This window comes from Winogradskyella ouciana (assembly GCF_965284585.1).
Taxonomy (GTDB): Bacteria; Bacteroidota; Bacteroidia; order Flavobacteriales; family Flavobacteriaceae; genus Winogradskyella; species Winogradskyella ouciana.
In genome coordinates, this window is the sequence record NZ_OZ260095.1 from 956,740 (window position 1) to 974,633 (window position 17,894).

Consider the following 17,894-nt stretch of genomic DNA (forward strand, 5'->3'; position numbering starts at 1 on the left):
GAAAAATTATCTAATTGTGTATGCTAAAAATAGCGTTCCACCCCATTTATAAACATCCTCTCCCAAAAGGACACCGTTTTCCGATGGAGAAATATGAATTATTGCCACAACAATTGCTACACGAAGGCACTTGTAGTGGCAGTAATTTTTTTGAACCTACAAAACCTAATGACAAATATATTTTAGCAGTACATGAACCCGAATATTATTATGATTTGGTAAACATTACTTTAGATCAACGCGCTGCAAGAAAAATAGGTTTTCCACTAAGTGAGGTTTTGGTAGAGCGCGAAGTTATCATTGCAGACGGCACAATTAAAGCAAGCGAATATGCATTAAAACACGGAATTGCAATGAATATTGCAGGAGGCACACACCATGCTTACACTAATCGTGGAGAAGCGTTTTGTTTACTAAATGACCAAGCGATTGGAGCACGCTATCTACAAAAGATGGGATTGGCTAAAAAAATTCTCATTGTAGATTTAGACGTTCATCAAGGTAATGGCACTGCACAGATCTTTCAAAATGATGAGTCCGTATTTACTTTTTCTATGCATGGAAAAAGTAACTATCCTTTTAAAAAGGAAGTAAGTGATTTGGATATTGCTTTAGAAAATGACGCTAATGATAATACATACCTCAAACTATTAAAAGAAACTTTACCAAAGCTCATAGACCAGCAACAACCCGATTTTATTTACTACCTCAGTGGAGTAGATGTCATTTCATCAGATAAATTAGGTAAGCTTAGTATGTCCGTAGAAGGTTGTAAAGAACGTGATCGTTTTGTTCTACAAACGTGCAAGAACAACCAAATACCAGTGATGTGTAGTATGGGAGGTGGTTATTCATCTGATATTAAAGTTATTGTTGATGCGCATGCCAATACCTACCGATTGGCTCAAGAAATCTTCTTTTAAAAAAACAACAATGTTTTTAAAGGATTAAATTCTTCTACAGAAATAAGCACAATCAGAGGAATTTATTATATCTTTTACTCAATTCTAACGTATTGATCACTGGATATATAGAATAATAGAATCCTAAAATAAAAATTGATTATGAAAAAAAATTACTTACTAAAGGTGTTGTTGATGGCAATCATATCTACAACACTTTCTACAACAACATTATTCGCTCAAGAAAATGTTAGAATTTTGAAAGCTGACCCTAATACAAACTCCATAACACTAAAGAATTTTGGAGATGTAACAGCAACAATTTCAGGATATTGGTTTTGTGTACGCCCTCAATACGCACAGCTAAGCAGTATGACTACTGTTACAACATTAGCTCCGGGAGCAGAATTAGATGTTGCAAGCTCAATAAATTTCCCTGTTTCAAGTGGAGAGTTTGCGTTGTATAGTAGTTCTGGATTTGGTTCTAGTGCAAATATGTTAGATTTTTTACAATGGGGAACCGGAGCTTCACCAAGCAGAGAATCTGTTGCTGTTGCTGCTGGTCTATGGGTCGCTGATACTTTTATTACTGTATCACCACCTTTTCAGTATAATGGTGATGGCACACAAAACGGTGTTGCGAACTGGAGTACTCTCGGGATTGACGATTTTGAAGAAAGTAGTAGTTTAAGGTTATTTCCTAATCCTTCATCTACTATCTTAAATGTAGAATTTAAATCAGTAGTTGCAGAAGGAACTTTACAAGTATATGATATATTGGGGAAACAAGTCTATGCTCAGTCGATTTCATCTAATATTGAAGCGCAAATTGATGTCTCTGAATGGGAAACAGGCTTATATCTTATTAAAGTATCTTCTGAAAATGGTCAGAATATAAAACGATTTATAAAACAGTAGAATCTTATTCTAAAATCAAAAGCGCAAGTGAATCACTTGCGCTTTTTTTATTAACGTCTATCACGCTTCCTTTTCTCTCTTCTCAATTTCCAAGGTGCATTTTTCTGCCAATCACCTGCCATAATGCAACCGTAAGGCATTACTTCGTCAATGACATTGCCTAAGCCAAATTCGTCCATTTGTGCTCTTACTGCTTTCGCATTTTTATAAGCACTAGGTAACTCGGTAATATCAATTTCCTTAGAAAAGAATCGTACATCCAATCCACGTGTTTCCTCTTTGAAGATTTGCATAACACTCCCTGTTTTACTTTTTCTATGTTGTGTTCTACTCACATTTCTTCCAGCACCATGTGGTGCAAAACCTAAATTGGTTTTTGTGGTAGATCCCTCAACAATTAAAACAGGCTCAGACATATTCAAAGGAATCAATCGAGGTCCTGTAATATCAGGCATAAACTTAGCATCCAAAGGAGTTGCACCTTTAGCATGGTAAAACAAATCACCATCTTTAAACACAAAGTTATGCTCATTCCAGTATCGGTTTTCAATATCAATTCCTAAGGTTTCAGCAACTGAATTGTGCAATACTTCATGGTTGGTTTTTGTCCAATCTCTGATAGTCTGCAATGCATCCCAATAATTTTTACCTTCTTCAGTATCAAAAGGAATCCAAGCATTTTGCTTTTTAGTTTCAGGTGATAAATCACGTCTAAAACGTTCGGCAATTTTCATTCCTTTATTGTACAATTTTGCACCAGGACCTCTAGAACCATGATGTGTTACCATCATAGTGTTTCCTGTATTTTTAGAGGTTCCAATAAATAAAAAATGGTTACCATCACCTTGAGTTCCTAAATGAGAACGTGCAATTTTGATCATTTCTTTGTCATTCAACAACACGTTATCTTCAAAAGCCTCTAACAATTCCTTTGGGAATCTAAATTGAGAATTTCTATCTCTTCCGCCAGGACCAAAATGTGTATTGGCATGTGCTGCATCTAAAATGGCTTTAGGGTCTGTTTTACCGAAATCGGTTAACATGACTGAGCAACAGATGTCTGCGCTATGCATTCCTGGATGAATGGCGTTTTTAGCCACAGCAACACCTCCTACTGGAATTGTTCCGTCAGGACCAGCAGGACAAGCATCTGGCATAATAGCGCCATCAACCAATGTTGGTGTTTTCATCAAGGTTTGCATTGAGTTAATGACTTTAGAGACATTGTCCTCTTCCATTTCATTTTCTGCTTTAATATTTATTGAAAATTCAATCGGATTTCTGTGTAATGCTATTGGATCTGGCATTTTAAACTGCTCTAAATACTTAGTAGTCATTGCCTCTCCTTGTAATTTATTTTCATTGATATGTGCAATGGCTTCTTTCATCCATTTCCCTTGCTTGTATCCTAAGGCAATTAAATCGTGCCCTGTTATTTTTGTTTTCATGTTTTCTAATTTTATTAAGCTCTGCCAGCTTCTACATCTGGCAGAGCGCTACAATGAAGCCTGATTCCAAAAAGACTTCTACTAAATTACTTTTTTTAATTACAATAAATTATTCAGCCTATTCTGAAACCAGCTATTTTTAGTTTCTGCTTCAGCTTCTTTTTTAGCCTGATTTTCTATGATTCTATTTTCGTTTGCCTGTACTTTTCTCTTCTTTTTTACTCGAGATAAAACAGTATCAACAAAACTGATAAAATCATCGTTCAATGCTAATTGCTTTGCTTCTTTAAGAACCTTTTCAGCATCTTCATACTTAGCGATACTTTCGTATAGTTGTCCTTGTGCCAAAGCAATACCAGCCTTACCAACTCCTTTTATAGTTTTAGCGAAGTCAATTAACTTTTGGGCTTCATTAAAATCCTCATTATTAATCAACAGCCTTATATAATCTGGGTATATATCTGGCGTTTCATAATTGCTAGCCAGAGCTTTTTCAAAATAGCGTTTTGCGGTTTCGTTATCACCCAATTGCTCATAGTGTACTTTAGCCATTAAATGCAAAGCTTTTACATTTTCTGGGTCGTAAGACAAAGCATAATTTAAGGCTTCAACCGCTTTCCCTAATTCCCAAGGGTAGGCTTCAATAGCTCTAAACAAGTGGATGTTATGCAAATTATTTTCCATGATACTTTTATTCAATAGTTTGTTACTGTTTTAAATGCAGCGCGTTATGTACTGCTCTTAAAACTGCTCAGATAGATGTATTCTTAAATTTTTTGAAATAAAAAATCCGAAACAGTTTATTTGCTTCGGATTCTTCTCTGGGAAATAAATTATCTACCAGTCTGCCGACAGGCAGGCAGAAAATACCGAAGCCTTGTAAATGACTCGAGGTCATAACTTAAATTTTGAAATGCTACTCTATGTTTTAGCATGGCTTCTTTGTTTTACTGAAATGAATTCAGCATTAATATTATTATTTGTGTTATTGCGAATTGTTTAATTCTGCGATGCTTCGACTACGCTCAGCACTGGTGCAAATATAAAATGGAATTTTTGAAACTTCCAAATAAAAATTCAATTTAATTTATTGATTATCAATTAGTTAGGTTGATCTAAGGCAAAAGAATTCCTGTCCGCTTTATGCAGATGGTCGAAGGTTTTTGGCAAGCGTTTGTCTCCCAATTGCTTAGTCTTCAATACGTGTTATTTTATTTTTTAAAGTCTAGTTTCAAATTTTTGTAATTTTTTTTCGCCTTAAAGTTGTTTTTAAATATTTGATGATCATTTTTAATGGTTTTTCGATTTTCCTCTATTCGTATTTCATAAATAAGTGCCCATTACGGACAAAAAAAGCGTCCAATTTCTTGGACGCTTGTTATCTATTTATAGTTTTTGTGTTTAAATCATATATAATCAATGATTAAAAATAGATACATAACGTCCTTGTCGTTGAAAGAATTCAATGCTATTTCCACGATAATCCCACTGATACATCAGTGATTTTGGTGCTCTATGTACTATTGTTTTTCTCATTAGTATTGCAAATATGACATAAACCGTACCTTAATTCCAAATTTCTTAGGCATAAATATTATCAATTCGCTTATTCTAATTACTTAACACTTAAAGCTTTTAATACTATTTATAACTGCTTATCTTTGTGTAAAACCGAGAAGTTATGTTATCAAAATCAATAGAAGCTGCATTAAACAAACAGATAAGAATAGAAGCCGAATCATCCCAAGTGTATTTAGCCATGGCTGTTTGGGCTGAAGTAAAAGGTCTGGAAGGTATTTCTAACTTTATGTACGATCAGTCTGATGAAGAACGTGAGCACATGTTAAAATTGGTGAAGTTTATAAACGAGCGTGGAGGACATGCGCAAATATCCGAGCTTAATGCGCCAAATGTTACGTTTACGTCTTTTAAGGAAATGTTTGAAAAGTTGTTAGAGCACGAAGTTTTTGTGTCTGAAAGTATCAACGAATTGGTTCATATCTCTTTACAGGAAAAAGACTATGCCACACACAACTTTTTACAATGGTACGTCGCTGAGCAAATAGAGGAAGAAGCTATGGCAAGAACCATATTAGACAAAGTCAATATGATTGGTAATGATAAAGGTGGACTTTACTTATTTGATCGCGATATTCAACAACTAACAATAAGTTCTGCAGCTGACACTCCTGGCGGAGTTTAAATGTTAAACCTTATTTAGAATAAATAAAAATAGCTATTTTTGTGGCCGAATTTTAAAGATTCCCTCTTTCGAGGGAACTAAAGATGGGCAAAAAAAAGAAAAACAAAAAGCTTAAAAAAGAACGCATAAAAGTTCTTGAAACTTCTGGTTTTGAAGCCTTGGGCAAAGTAAAATCGAAGTGCTGTAAGAAGTATAAGAAAGCAGAAAGTAAACGCTGTAAAAAATGTCCTTGTTTTGATCTGCTAAAAAAAGTGGCTTAATTATTATTCCCGCATAACCTTTCTTTCTTTTCAGTCACTAACTTTTGGTCGTCTAACATAGTGGTGGTTTTGACCAAAATTCATAGCTATACCTTATTTTTATCTAAAATTGTATTATTTTTAAGCTGAAAAAAATAAGTCTATGAACAAAATTACATTTAAAATGAAAAATTTTATAAAGCCACTTACTATTGTTGGTGCATTGTGCTTTACAATAGGTGCTTTTGCACAAGATGAAACCGAATTTGTACCTAAAGTAAAAAATGTTACTACACCTGCATGTGTACTTTATGCCAAAGATTATGAAGGACCTAGCTCTACACACACGTCACCAGAAGTTTTAAATAGAATGGCAAGTGGTACAGCATGTACAAACTTTATTGTTAATTATACGGGTTTTACTGGCCCTGAAGGAGCGCAAGCTATGGCAGCCTTTCAATTTGCTGTAGATATTTGGGCTAATTCCATAGAATCCTCTCAACCCATTAGAATAAATGCAAGTTTTGAGCCTCTTGGCCCAGGAGTCTTAGGCCAAGCTGGTCCAACTACAGTTTTAACATCTAATCATCCAGACGCTACCCCAAATGTCTTTTATCCTGTTGCATTATGGGAAAAAATTGAAGATCAAGACTCAAGTGGTTTTGGATCTATAGACATAAATGCTACTTTTAGTAGTTCTTTTAACTGGTATTACGGTACAGATGCCATGCCTCCAGGAAGTCAATTTGATTTTGTCACGGTAGTATTACATGAGTTAGGTCATGGTTTAGGCTTTATAAGCTTTGCCACGACAGATGGGTCTACTGGAAGATTGAGAGAGCCAAGCAACATGATTCCGACTGTTTACGATCTTAATGTTGAAAACGGTATGGGTCAATCCCTTTTAGATTCTGGTCTTTTTACTGACCCTTCTAATGATATGCATTTACAGTTAACAGGTAGTAACCTCTTTAACAACTCGCCAACATCGGTAGGTCAAAACGGAGGTGTAATACCAAGGATGTTTGCACCTAGCCCATGGGATCAAGGTTCTAGTTATAGCCATTGGGATGAGTCAACGTTTCCTAATGGAAATGTAAATTCATTGATGACTCCTCAAATAGGCTCTGGTGTTGCAAACCATAATCCAGGACCAATTTCTTTAGGCCTTTTTGAAGACATGGGCTGGTCTATATGTGGTGGTTCTCTTACAGTAGATGAATTTACTGTAGATACTGTTGAAATAAGTCCAAATCCATTTACATCATCTATTGCCATAAAATTATCTAATGGTGCAAATGATGACTACACTGTAAATCTGTTTGATATCAACGGACGTGTTGTAATGAGCGAAACGCTAACTGCAACAAACGGTAACCTTACGCTTTCTAATTTAGATAAGTTAGGTGATGCACTATACTTTGTTAAAATTACCAATGACTTTAGTGGTAGTAATATTACTAAAAAAGTAATTAAGAACTAATTTTATTATTTATATAAATAGAAAAGAGCTGCCAAATGGCAGCTCTTTTTATATCTCAACTTTTTTACTTGGGTTTTATTTCCCCAACATTAAAAGTTCGCTACAAACAACTTCAGTCATATAACGTTTCATACCGTCTTTATCTTCCCAAGAGCGTGTGGTCAGTTTACCCTCAATGGCAACCTCCTTACCTTTGGTTACAAATTTCTCTACAATCTGTGCCGTTTTACCCCAAGCTACGATATTGTGCCATTGCGTGTCGGTTACCTTTTCGCCTTGCGAATTTTTATAGCTCTCGTTAGTCGCTATTGAAAATTTTGCCAAGGTTTTTCCTGACTCTAAATTGATGATTTCTGGATCCTTACCTAAGTTACCAATCAACTGTACTTTGTTTCTTAATGTGTTCATGTCTTCTAAATTTTTAATGTTAAACAGTTAATACTATCGAGACTTGCCTACCCATGGATAGGTTCTTATGTTTCGACACTGCAAAGATTATACAGTTGGCAAATTTTAGTCGGTAGTTACGTGTTTAAATTCGTTTGTAAATGTTTGTAGTCGTTTAAAAATGACTAAAACGCTATGGTTGTTGGTTTTGTTGATATTTTGTTTAATTTTATAAAAAGTGTTTTTTATACGCGTTGCCTGTAATTATGAACGACTACTACGTCTACATACATCTAAATCCAACAACGAATGAAATTTTCTACGTTGGAAAAGGCAAAGGACACAGAAAAACAGCAAAGACTTCTCGAAATGAGAAATGGGTTGAATACGTTTCAAAACTAACTGAACCTCATAAAGTTTTGGTCTTAAAAGAAAATTTAAGTGAAAGAGACGCTTTGGACTTGGAGAAAAAAGTTTTGAAAAAATTGACTTTCACTACGATGATTTGACAACAAATATTGCGGAATCTGAACCTGAATGGAATGACGATAGCGGAATTCTAATCAAATTGGATTTTAGAAATATCTTCTCGGAATCAGATAAAAAAGTTTCTTGTCGTTTCCAAAATCTCACTGACAATGAAATAATTAAATCTTTGCTTGATTTTCCAAACGAAATCAAACTTTCAGAAATACAGAAAGAAATTGATTCCATTTATGATTTCTTTCACGATAATTATGATGAATTGGAGGAAATTGATGATGATATGTTTTTGGATATAGAAAGTGCTTTGGACTCAATAAATGACCTAATAGATGAATACAAAGTTTCGGATAACGAAAACTTGACTGAATTCCTTAAAGATTTGGAAAGAGAGAGATTTGAAGTTGAATTTATCCTTGATGAGACACCAAAAGGAATGCAAAAACAAATTGCCAAAAGAATTATAAATTGGATAGACGAGAAAATAAAAAAATAGCTACATGCAACAACGACTATGGTTCATTGCTTCTAACTTTCCTCTCGGAAAGTCCTCGCAAATTTGCTATCTTCGGTTTACGGCGGAAAATCCTCGCGGATTTTCACGCAACGAAACCATAGCCAAACACGTTGTGTGTAATTAAAAAAAAACGAACATTTGAACTCAAAGATATTCGCAACAAGAGTTAAACAATATGAATCAATCTTAAATGAGCATATAGGAAATAAAACGACTTGGATTGAAAACGATTGGTTTTTAATAGAACCTCTGAATGAAAATGATTCTGAAATTTCAATCAGGTTTTTGTTTGACGAAATAAGAGTTGGAATTGGAATGGTGACTGAATCTTATTCTGATAAATATGCTGGATTGGAATTTGAAAAAGGTTTTGAAAAATTCTTAAAACTCATTTCTACAAAAATAAAACGGGAGGATTTATACAAAGGAAAATATCCTTATAAGTCGCATTATACTTTTGAAAACAACGGAGTTTATGAATTGTTCGGAACAGCAATGACTTTTGAATTTCGATTTTGGAAAAAGCTGATTAAAAAAACAAATATTCAGAAAGCAATAATTGAATCTGAACTGATTATGGAAACGTTGAACGTAATAAAATAACTACACACAACTATGTGTATAATTCATTGCTGGTTATAGCCAACGACCGTTAACCTACAAATACTCGACGCAAACTTTATAAAATGAACCCATTAGAAAAATTTAAAGATTGGTACAACGAAGAAACTCAAAAAAGTACGGTTAGAATACCTTCGGCTTGTTGTTTGTCTTCTATTGGTATAGATGGTTTTCCTAATGCTCGTATGGTTTCTTTAAAAGAAGTTAGAGAAGAAAAGTTTGTTGTCACTGGTCCCATGAATTCTAAAAAAGGAAAGGAGTTACTAGCCAACCCAAAAGCTTCTCTCATAATTTGGTGGACAGATACTGAAAGACAAATTAGGGTACAAGGAGAGGCTTTTCAAATTGAAGACGAACTTGCAGACCACTATTTTAAAGACAGGAACAAAGAATCACAAATTGTTATTGCAATAAGCAGCCAAGGTGCTGAAATAGATGATATCACTGAACTTATGACTTTGTTTAAACAACGAAAAGCTGAATGTACCAATACAGAAATTGAGAGACCTAAAGATTGGTCTGGTTTTTACATCGTACCAAAACGGATAGAGTTTATGGAGTTTAATAAAAACCGGTTTCACTATCGTGAGTTATTTACACGTAATAACAACAAGTGGTACAAAGTGATGTTACAACCTTAGAAAACCTTTTACCATGAAAAAATTGATTATAGTTTTAATGCTTTCGAGTGCTTTCGCTTGCAAAGAAACATCAGACGGTAAAAGATCGGAATTAGAACTATCCATAGAGCAATCCATGGATAGAAATGCAGATTCGCTACTCAGCAAAAAGGGATTTAATTCCGTGTCAATTGGTGTCTATAAAAATGGCAAAACCTTTACCAAGCATTATAGCGAATTAGACAAGGGAAAAGGTAATACACCAAATGACAGTACTATTTATGAAATTGTATCTTTAATCGCAATATGAAACAGCTACTCAGCTACATCTTGCCGGTAACAAAAACCATAGAATCCGATTATAGTGGTACTCTAGAAATCACCTGGCACAATGGTAAAAAGCACCTTAACTCCCAAAATGCCAACTATAGTTATGGTTCACTACAACGCATTTTAAAATTTGGAATTGAAAAAATAAACTTACAGAACGTCAACTCTATTTTAGTGTTAGGCATGGGAGGCGGAAGCGTTATTGATACGCTTCGTAAAGATTTTGAATTCAATAAACATATTACAGCCGTTGAAATAGACCCTGTAATTATAGATATTGCCAATAGTGAATTTGGTATTTCAGGAAATGACAATCTCAAAATCTACTGTGCTGATGCGTTTGAATTTGTTAAGCAGAGTAAAGCTCAGTTCGATTTGATCATTGTAGATATTTTTATAGATTTATCTGTTCCCAATCAATTTTTATCTGAAGAGTTTTGGGACCATACGCTCAATTTAAAATCTTCAAAAGGTGATATCATCTTTAATGCCTCTGTAAAAGATGCTAAAAACGAAAGTGTAAATCAGCTCATCAATTACCTTAAAACTAAGGTGTATAAAGTCGATGTTTTTGAAAACGTTAATGACACCAATACGCTTGTGATTTTAAAATCTCTGTAAACGTTTGTAAACGAATATTTTGTATTTTGTCATTACGTATGAAGTATTCGATTGAAAAGGCATTAGAAGTTTTACAACAAACGCCAAAAACCTTAAAATCCTATTTGGGCAATCTCTCTGACGATTGGCTTTTCTCCAATGAAGGAAACGATACCTGGAACCCATATGATGTGGTTGGACACTTAATTCATGGTGAAAAAACGGATTGGATACCACGCCTTAAAATCATACTCAGCAATGCTGAAAACAAAACTTTTGAAGCCTTCGATCGGTTTGCACAATTTGAAAATTCCAAAGGAAAAACCATCAGCCAACTACTAAATGAATTTGAGAATTTAAGACAAGATAATCTCAAGGTTTTAAAGCAACTCAATTTATCGAGCGAACAATTACAACAAAAAGGTATGCATCCAGAATTGGGTGAAGTTTCTATTAGTGAATTATTAGCCTGTTGGGTAACGCACGATTTGGGTCATATTGCCCAAATAAGTAGAGTTATGGCAAAACAATATAAAAACGAAGTAGGGCCTTGGGTGGCGTACATCCCAATTTTAAACACATAATTATGCATAGAAAATGTCCAGAATGTGGCGATAGAATTATAGGCAGAGTTGATAAAAAATTCTGCAGTGATGGTTGTCGCAATGCTTATAACAATCGCATTAACAAAGATTCCAAAAATCTTATCAGAAACACCAATAATCGCCTTCGAAAAAATTATAGGATTTTGGAAGCCCTTAATCCGAACAAAAAAACTAAATGTTCTAGGGCAAAACTCGTTGAGCGTGGTTTTGATTTTAATTATTTCACAAGTATTTATACGACAAAAGCAGGTACGATCTACTATTTTGTTTACGACCAAGGCTACTTGCCTTTAGAAGGAGACTATTATGCTTTGGTAAAACGAGACGATTAACCCTTGGTTTTACTGTTCCAGTTTTCTCCTTTCAGTTGAAGTGCTGCTTTTAAAATATCTTTTTGACTTATCTGACCTACCAATTTACCGTTCTCAACTATAGGGAAACGTCTTCGTTTAGAATTTAGAAACTTATTTGCAGCATCAAAAACATCCATGTTGCCATCAATGGTTTCAACATTGGCAACCATACGTTTTTCTACATTATCCTGCTCAAGAGGCATATTATAATATCGGCTTTCGCTCAGATGTTTTAAACAATCCCCTTCAGAAATAATACCAACTAACTCATTTTTGTCATTAACTACTGGTCCACCAGAGATTTTATATTTTATTAAACACTCTACCACTTGTTGTACGGACTGGTCTGGTTTAAATGTTATGAGATTAGTGGTCATATAATCTTTTACTTTTAGCGCAACAGGCTGACTAGTGCTTTGCTGTTGTTGCTTACGAGCACCTTGAAAACTTTTTATTCCCATAACGTTTGAATTTTAGAGTTAATTTTAAATTTAGTGAAAATTACTTGTTTGGCAAAATGATAAGTTCTTGGTCTAAATTTTAGGTACTTTTATCCTTTATTAACTCATCGACGTTTGAAAAATCAAATTAGCATTATTGGTTGTGGCTGGCTTGGCCTTCCTTTAGCTAAATCATTAATTAGTAAAGGTTATAAAATAAAGGGCTCAACAACATCTCAAAATAAGATTGAAGACCTAAAAAAAGCTTCAATCGATAGTTATTTAATTCAGTTAAGTGAAAATGGAATTTCTGGGAATCCTTCAGAGTTTTTAGTGGAAAGTGAGACCATAATCATTAATATTCCACCTGGTTTAAGAAAAAATCCGTCCAAAAACCATGTTGCCGAAATAACGCATTTAGTGAAAGCTATTGAGGCAGCACAAATAAAAAACGTGCTTTATGTGAGCTCAACTTCAGTTTTTAAAGATGAAGAGGATTTTCCTATAATAGATAGTGATACCTTGCCCAATGCAACTTCAAATAGTTCTAAGCAACTTATAGAAGTTGAGCAAACGCTTCAAAACAATTCAAACTTCAATACTACTATATTACGATTTGGTGGTTTGTTTGATGAAGAAAGGCATCCAGCTGAATATCTTTCAGGAAAGAAAAATGTTGCTAATCCTAATGCCCCAATCAATTTGATTCATAAAGACGATTGCATAGAAATCATTGCCAAAATATTAAAAAACAACCATTGGAATATGGTTTTTAATGCAGCTCACCCAGATCATCCTAAGAAAAGTGAATACTATACAGCCTATTGCAAACACCATAGTTTACAGTTACCTGAGTTTGATTCGGAGTCCAAAAGCAAAGGAAAAATAATAGATAGTACTAACCTGGTACAGCTTTTGAACTACACTTTTAAACAGGCACTATAGAAATTAATAGTTTTTTAAGAGCTATTCACATTAAATTTTATAGTTTTAGCCCTCAAAATTTTAAGACAATGAAACAGATTACATTAGCAATTGCGATACTATTTTCAGTTAGTGCTTTTGCCCAGACCAATGCAGAATTAAAGGAACACTACGAAGCGTATTACCAGCAAATGAAAAAACAGGGTGATGTACAAGGTATTATTAATGCTATGACACACCTTAATCTTTTAGAACCATCAGTTGCCAGACAAGATACCCTTGCATACTTATACCTTTCTGAAGGTAAGTATATGCAGGCCTTAAACACTATAGGTATTGAAAAAAACGCAACGGATTCGGATATGAATGTTGAAGTTAAAGCTTTAGCGCTTAAAAATCTAAATCAGCCAAAATTAGCTTTAGAGCATTACGAGATTTTGTTTGAACGCGATCCTAATGTTTACTTGGCATACGAAATTGCTGATATGAAAATTCAAACTGGTGATTCAGCAGGCGCTAAATCTAAAATTGAATATGGTTTAGCCAATGTAACAGATGATATGAAGCGTGGTTTCTACGAAACCCAACAGCCTTACGAAACTTCTATGAAAGCTGCATTATTGTGTTTAAAGGGACTACAAACATTTACTGAAGACAAAACTGCGAATATAGATGCAGCTATAAAGTTAATGAACGATGCCTTGGCCATAGATCCTAATTTTAATTTGGCAAAAGTGAGTCGTCAAGCTTTAGAAAGCCAAAAAGCACAACAAGCACAACAAGCTGCCGCTGCTAAAAAGAACTAACAATCGCAACACGGTGAATAAAAAAAGCTGCCAATTGGCAGCTTTTTTTATTTTCAATCTTTTGGGTTTCTTACCATATTCTAACACGCTTTTCTGGTGCTAAATACATTGAATCTCCTTCTTTAATATTAAACGCTTCGTAAAATGCATCAATATTTTTTAAAGGTTGTGTTGCTCTAATATGACCTGGAGAGTGAGGATCTGTGTTGATTTGTGTTCTTAAAGCTTCATCTCTAATCAACGTTCTCCAAACCGTTGCCCAAGACATAAAGAAACGTTGTTCTGCTGTAAAGCCATCTATATCGTCTGGTCTTCCGTTTTCTTCAAAGTACAATTGTAACCCATCATAAGCTCCCAATAAACCACCTAGATCACCAATGTTTTCTCCTAAAGTAAAAGGGCCGTTAACATAAACACTATCTAAAACTTCAATTGCAGAATATTGGTCTGCTAAGGCTTTACCTCGCTTTTCAAATTCAGCTAAATCTTCTGGTGTCCACCAGTTGTTTACATTACCATCACCATCAAAACGTGCGCCAGAATCATCAAAGGCATGAGAAATCTCATGACCAATTACTGCACCGATTCCTCCATAATTCACAGCTTCGTCAGCTGTATAGTTATAAAAAGGTGGTTGTAAAATAGCCGCTGGGAAAACAATCTCATTATTTAGCGGGTTAAAATAAGCGTTAACCATTTGCGGTGGCATTCCCCATTTAGATTTGTCAACTGGTTCATTGATATCTTCAATGTTTTGTTTCTGTGACCATGCGCCTACTGCTAACATATTCTCGGCATAAGAATTTCCTTCTTTCACCTGTAAGTCAGAGTAATCTTCCCACTCATCTGGATAAGCTATCTTAACAGTAAACTTATCTAGCTTTTCTATAGCTTTCTTTTTAGTTTCCTCACTCATCCAATCTAACTTGGTGATGCGATTTTGGAAAGCCGTAATGACGTTAGCTATCATTTTCTCAGCTTTTTCTTTAGCTTCTGGTGGAAATTTAGCCTGTACATACAATTGACCTACTGCTTCACCAACACTACCATCTACAGTTCCAAGAGCACGCTCATCCGCTGGACGCATTTTTTTAGATCCATTAAGTGTTTTACCATAAAATTCCCAATTCGCCTTTTCAATTTCAGTGGTTAAAAATCCAGCAGCACCATTTAAAGTACTCCAGTCCATAAGCGTTTTAATATCTTCAATAGGTGTAGACTTTAAAAAACTATTCATCGCTTTAATATACTTAGGCTGCATTACTAAAAGCGTATCTACTTTCTTTTCAATACCCATGTCATCCATAAACTTTTGCCAGTTTATTGCTGGTGCCATCGTCTGTAAATCTTCAAGTGACGTTGGGTTGTTAAAATTTCGTATATCTCTACTCGCCACTTTATCTAAACGTGGTTCTGCCAATTGCGTCTCCATCTCTAAGATTTTTTCTGCAGCTTTTTTAGCATCAGCTTCAGAATAATCAATGTATTGCAACATTCTTGCTATGTGGTCAACATACTGACTTCTTATCTCTTTGGTCTTATCGTCTTGATCTAAATAATAATCACGCTGTAAACCTAATCCTGCTGGAAACAACCAAGCAGTATTCATACTACTGTCATTAAGATCTGGGTTTGAACCAATACCAGCGAATGGTGCTGCAACACCAAGTGTTGAAGCAAGAACCGTTTGCATATCGTTTAGGTTTTTGACGCCATCAATCTTATTTAATAGAGGCTCTAGTGGTTTAGTGCCAGTTTCGTTACGAGCAAGAGTGTCTAACTCAGATTCAAAAATCAACAAGGCTTTTTGTTGGTCTGAACCTTCTTTATAGGTTCCTAGTTCTTTAGATGTATTTAAAATATCCAATACATCTTTTCTTGTAGATTTACGCAATACTCCAAATCCTCCCCAACGCGATTCGTCGTCTGGGATAGCATTGGTTTCCATCCATTTACCATTAACGAAAGTGTAAAAATCATCGTTTGGACTTACAGTTGTGTCCATGTTTTCCAAAATTATGCCTGGAATTTTTTCTTCTGCCATTGCAGAGTCTTTCTTGGCTTCATCTTTACATCCTACAATAGTAAAGAAAGCCAAACCTGATATCGCTAGAACGCGACTTAGATTGGTTTTCATGTGTTTGTGTTTACTGATTAATTATGGTCAAATGCAATTCGCTATTAATCATTACGTAAAATGATTAAACTTTGAATACGCTCGTGCCATAATGTGATTATTAGTTAATTATAATTAAACGTGGTTAGTAGTAAGACCGATTAATTAAGCAAATGTTACAACTTAACAAAATTTTAAGATAGTTAGATACTAGTATTCTGCTTTAATCTGTTCGTAAATATCGCGTGATAATTTTTTATTGATTTGATAATTAAGGTTAGAAAAAGCAACGACAACCTCTTTAACGCTTTCTAATTTTAAGTCACTATCTATATTGTCTAGTGTTAGATTTTCGTTTAACCTTAAAAGTGTCGTTTCAATAATTATCGTTCTGGAAATAATTGGGTTGGTCTGTAAATCTTCTGGAATCTGTGCTTTAAATTCGTCTATAAACTTCTTTAAGAGTTTTTTGTCCCCATTAAAAAAAGATAAGTCCGCTTTTTTAAGATAGCTGATTTGGATTGCCAATTCTTGATATTTTTCCCAATCAGCAACAGCTTCCTCTCCATTGGTACTCAAGGCATAATCAGAATAATCAAAATTCTCAATAGCCTTTGCCGTAATCGGAGTTTTTTGGTTCTCAGTTTCTGTGTCTGTGATTTGAGATTGTGATTCTCCATCACCGCAACTCATTAATAGAAAGCTAAATATATTTAAGAGCAGTAAACCAATTCTCATTTCTTATTATAATTTGATTGTAAATATACTTAAACTATTATTTTGGGTTTATAGTATATTCTTAAAATGAAGATTGACAACTTCTTACTTTAAAGCTGTTTTTTTTGAAAATTTTAATTTTTGGACGTCTAAATTCTTGCTATTTTTGAAGATACTTTAATTAAACTATATGCCTTCTAAAATATTAATAATTGGTGCCTGTGGACAAATTGGCTCAGAGCTTACAACTAAGTTAAGAGAAATACATGGTACAGAGAATGTTATAGCCAGCGACATTAATACCAGAAAGTTAGACTTGGTTAACTCAGGTCCTTTTGAAATTATTGATGCCAAGAACTTCAACGCTATAAAAGACTGCTGTAAAAACCACAATATAGATACCGTTTATCTAATGGCTGCCTTATTAAGTGCTACAGGCGAAAAATACCCTATGGAAGCTTGGGATCTCAACATGAATTCCCTTTTCCATGTCCTTAATTTAGCCAAGGGAGGTAATATAAAAAGAGTCTATTGGCCTAGTAGCATTGCCGTTTTTGGCCCTACCACTCCTAGAGAAGACACACCTCAACATACCATCTGTGAGCCAACTACGGTTTATGGTATAACGAAACAGGTGGGTGAGCGCTGGTGCGAATATTATTATAAAAAATACGGTGTTGATGTTAGAAGTATCCGCTATCCAGGTATTATAAGTCATAAAGCTATGCCTGGTGGTGGCACAACGGATTATGCCGTAGAAATTTACCATGAAGCTATCAAAAAAGGAACATATGAATGTTTTCTTTCAGAAGATACAAGTTTACCAATGATGTTTATGGACGACGCTATAAAGGCAACAATAGATTTGATGGAAGCACCAGGAGAAAATCTAACCATTAGGTCATCCTATAACCTTTCAGCTATTTCGTTTACTCCAAAAGAAATATATGAAAGCATAAAAGCGCAAATGCCTGATTTTGAAATCACCTATAAACCCGATTTTAGACAAGCCATTGCTGATAGTTGGCCATCTTCTATTGATGATAGCGTAGCAAGACAAGATTGGAATTGGCAGCATAGTTTTGACTTGGATGCTATGACTGCTGAGATGTTGAGAGCATTAAAGAAAAAGTACCATACCTCTTAAGAATTATTTGTTAATTTATATAAATGTTTTATATT

General features: G+C 34.6%; 20 protein-coding genes and 1 pseudogene. 15 read left to right on the top strand and 6 right to left on the bottom strand.

Annotation, left to right across the window (positions count from 1 at the left end; translation table 11 throughout):
* Positions 1-20: 20 nt before the first annotated feature.
* Both ACQ65V_RS04285 and ACQ65V_RS04290 read left to right on the top strand, forming a co-directional pair.
* On the top strand, positions 21-923 hold the full coding sequence (locus ACQ65V_RS04285; protein ID WP_430467009.1) for a histone deacetylase family protein: 903 nt from the start codon (positions 21-23) through the stop codon (positions 921-923).
* 141 nt (positions 924-1,064) lie between these two features.
* Positions 1,065-1,820 (top strand): T9SS type A sorting domain-containing protein, encoded by a 756-nt coding sequence (locus tag ACQ65V_RS04290; protein ID WP_430467010.1) that lies wholly within the window; start codon positions 1,065-1,067, stop codon positions 1,818-1,820.
* Positions 1,821-1,870: 50 nt separating this feature from the next.
* Here ACQ65V_RS04290 and ACQ65V_RS04295 read toward each other — a convergent pair whose 3' ends face one another.
* Both ACQ65V_RS04295 and ACQ65V_RS04300 read right to left on the bottom strand, forming a co-directional pair.
* Positions 1,871-3,268, bottom strand: a complete 1,398-nt coding sequence (locus ACQ65V_RS04295; RefSeq protein ID WP_430467011.1) for an RtcB family protein — start codon at positions 3,266-3,268, stop codon at positions 1,871-1,873.
* A 99-nt stretch (positions 3,269-3,367) separates the two neighbouring features.
* A complete protein-coding gene (locus tag ACQ65V_RS04300) occupies positions 3,368-3,952 on the bottom strand; it encodes a tetratricopeptide repeat protein (protein ID WP_155087997.1) in 585 nt (194 codons plus the stop codon).
* A gap of 997 nt (positions 3,953-4,949) precedes the next feature.
* Here ACQ65V_RS04300 and ACQ65V_RS04305 point away from each other — a divergent pair.
* Positions 4,950-5,471 (top strand): ferritin, encoded by a 522-nt coding sequence (locus ACQ65V_RS04305; protein WP_412559701.1) that lies wholly within the window; start codon positions 4,950-4,952, stop codon positions 5,469-5,471.
* A 423-nt stretch (positions 5,472-5,894) separates the two neighbouring features.
* Entirely contained in the window at positions 5,895-7,193 is a 1,299-nt protein-coding gene (locus ACQ65V_RS04310) for a T9SS type A sorting domain-containing protein (RefSeq protein ID WP_430467012.1), read from the top strand.
* A gap of 75 nt (positions 7,194-7,268) precedes the next feature.
* Here the strand turns inward: ACQ65V_RS04310 and ACQ65V_RS04315 are convergent, their stop codons facing one another.
* The gene (locus ACQ65V_RS04315) at positions 7,269-7,601 is read right to left on the bottom strand and encodes a single-stranded DNA-binding protein (protein WP_155087994.1); all 333 of its coding nucleotides are present in this window, start codon (positions 7,599-7,601) and stop codon (positions 7,269-7,271) included.
* 245 nt (positions 7,602-7,846) lie between these two features.
* On the opposite strand from ACQ65V_RS04315, the gene ACQ65V_RS04320 reads away from it, so the two are divergent.
* From ACQ65V_RS04320 to ACQ65V_RS04355, 8 genes and pseudogenes are all read left to right on the top strand, one after another.
* The gene (locus ACQ65V_RS04320; RefSeq protein ID WP_430467013.1) at positions 7,847-8,089 is read left to right on the top strand and encodes a hypothetical protein; all 243 of its coding nucleotides are present in this window, start codon (positions 7,847-7,849) and stop codon (positions 8,087-8,089) included.
* A complete protein-coding gene (locus ACQ65V_RS04325) occupies positions 8,086-8,559 on the top strand; it encodes a hypothetical protein (RefSeq protein WP_430467014.1) in 474 nt (157 codons plus the stop codon). Before ACQ65V_RS04320 ends, ACQ65V_RS04325 begins: the two co-directional genes overlap by 4 nt.
* Positions 8,560-8,718: 159 nt before the next feature.
* Complete coding sequence (locus ACQ65V_RS04330; RefSeq protein WP_155087992.1) at positions 8,719-9,183, top strand: hypothetical protein; 465 nt, start codon at positions 8,719-8,721, stop codon at positions 9,181-9,183.
* 77 nt (positions 9,184-9,260) lie between these two features.
* A pseudogene (locus ACQ65V_RS04335) lies at positions 9,261-9,842 on the top strand (pyridoxine/pyridoxamine 5'-phosphate oxidase); the annotation flags it as partial.
* 13 nt (positions 9,843-9,855) lie between these two features.
* Entirely contained in the window at positions 9,856-10,131 is a 276-nt protein-coding gene (locus ACQ65V_RS04340; RefSeq protein WP_430467015.1) for a hypothetical protein, read from the top strand.
* Positions 10,128-10,772 carry a spermidine synthase gene (locus tag ACQ65V_RS04345; RefSeq protein WP_430467016.1) on the top strand — a complete coding sequence of 215 codons (645 nt, stop codon included), beginning with the start codon at positions 10,128-10,130 and terminating at the stop codon, positions 10,770-10,772. Before ACQ65V_RS04340 ends, ACQ65V_RS04345 begins: the two co-directional genes overlap by 4 nt.
* A gap of 38 nt (positions 10,773-10,810) precedes the next feature.
* The gene (locus tag ACQ65V_RS04350; RefSeq protein ID WP_430467017.1) at positions 10,811-11,335 is read left to right on the top strand and encodes a DinB family protein; all 525 of its coding nucleotides are present in this window, start codon (positions 10,811-10,813) and stop codon (positions 11,333-11,335) included.
* 2 nt (positions 11,336-11,337) lie between these two features.
* The gene (locus tag ACQ65V_RS04355) at positions 11,338-11,688 is read left to right on the top strand and encodes a DUF2116 family Zn-ribbon domain-containing protein (protein WP_155087987.1); all 351 of its coding nucleotides are present in this window, start codon (positions 11,338-11,340) and stop codon (positions 11,686-11,688) included.
* Here the strand turns inward: ACQ65V_RS04355 and ACQ65V_RS04360 are convergent.
* The gene (locus ACQ65V_RS04360; RefSeq protein WP_273289751.1) at positions 11,685-12,170 is read right to left on the bottom strand and encodes a CBS domain-containing protein; all 486 of its coding nucleotides are present in this window, start codon (positions 12,168-12,170) and stop codon (positions 11,685-11,687) included. The two genes, ACQ65V_RS04355 and ACQ65V_RS04360, sit on opposite strands and share 4 nt — an antisense overlap.
* A gap of 114 nt (positions 12,171-12,284) precedes the next feature.
* Between ACQ65V_RS04360 and ACQ65V_RS04365 the strand changes: the two genes are divergently transcribed.
* Complete coding sequence (locus tag ACQ65V_RS04365) at positions 12,285-13,094, top strand: NAD(P)H-binding protein (protein WP_430467018.1); 810 nt, start codon at positions 12,285-12,287, stop codon at positions 13,092-13,094.
* A gap of 68 nt (positions 13,095-13,162) precedes the next feature.
* A complete protein-coding gene (locus tag ACQ65V_RS04370; protein WP_273289753.1) occupies positions 13,163-13,879 on the top strand; it encodes a hypothetical protein in 717 nt (238 codons plus the stop codon).
* Between the two features lie 70 nt (positions 13,880-13,949).
* On the opposite strand, the gene ACQ65V_RS04375 is transcribed toward ACQ65V_RS04370, so the two are convergent.
* Together ACQ65V_RS04375 and ACQ65V_RS04380 are read right to left on the bottom strand one after the other, a co-directional pair.
* A complete protein-coding gene (locus tag ACQ65V_RS04375; protein WP_430467019.1) occupies positions 13,950-16,016 on the bottom strand; it encodes a M13 family metallopeptidase in 2,067 nt (688 codons plus the stop codon).
* Positions 16,017-16,205: 189 nt separating this feature from the next.
* On the bottom strand, positions 16,206-16,733 hold the full coding sequence (locus tag ACQ65V_RS04380; protein ID WP_430467020.1) for a hypothetical protein: 528 nt from the start codon (positions 16,731-16,733) through the stop codon (positions 16,206-16,208).
* A gap of 169 nt (positions 16,734-16,902) precedes the next feature.
* Between ACQ65V_RS04380 and ACQ65V_RS04385 the strand changes: the two genes are divergently transcribed.
* A complete protein-coding gene (locus ACQ65V_RS04385) occupies positions 16,903-17,859 on the top strand; it encodes an NAD-dependent epimerase/dehydratase family protein (protein WP_430467021.1) in 957 nt (318 codons plus the stop codon).
* The last annotated feature ends 35 nt before the right edge of the window (positions 17,860-17,894 follow it).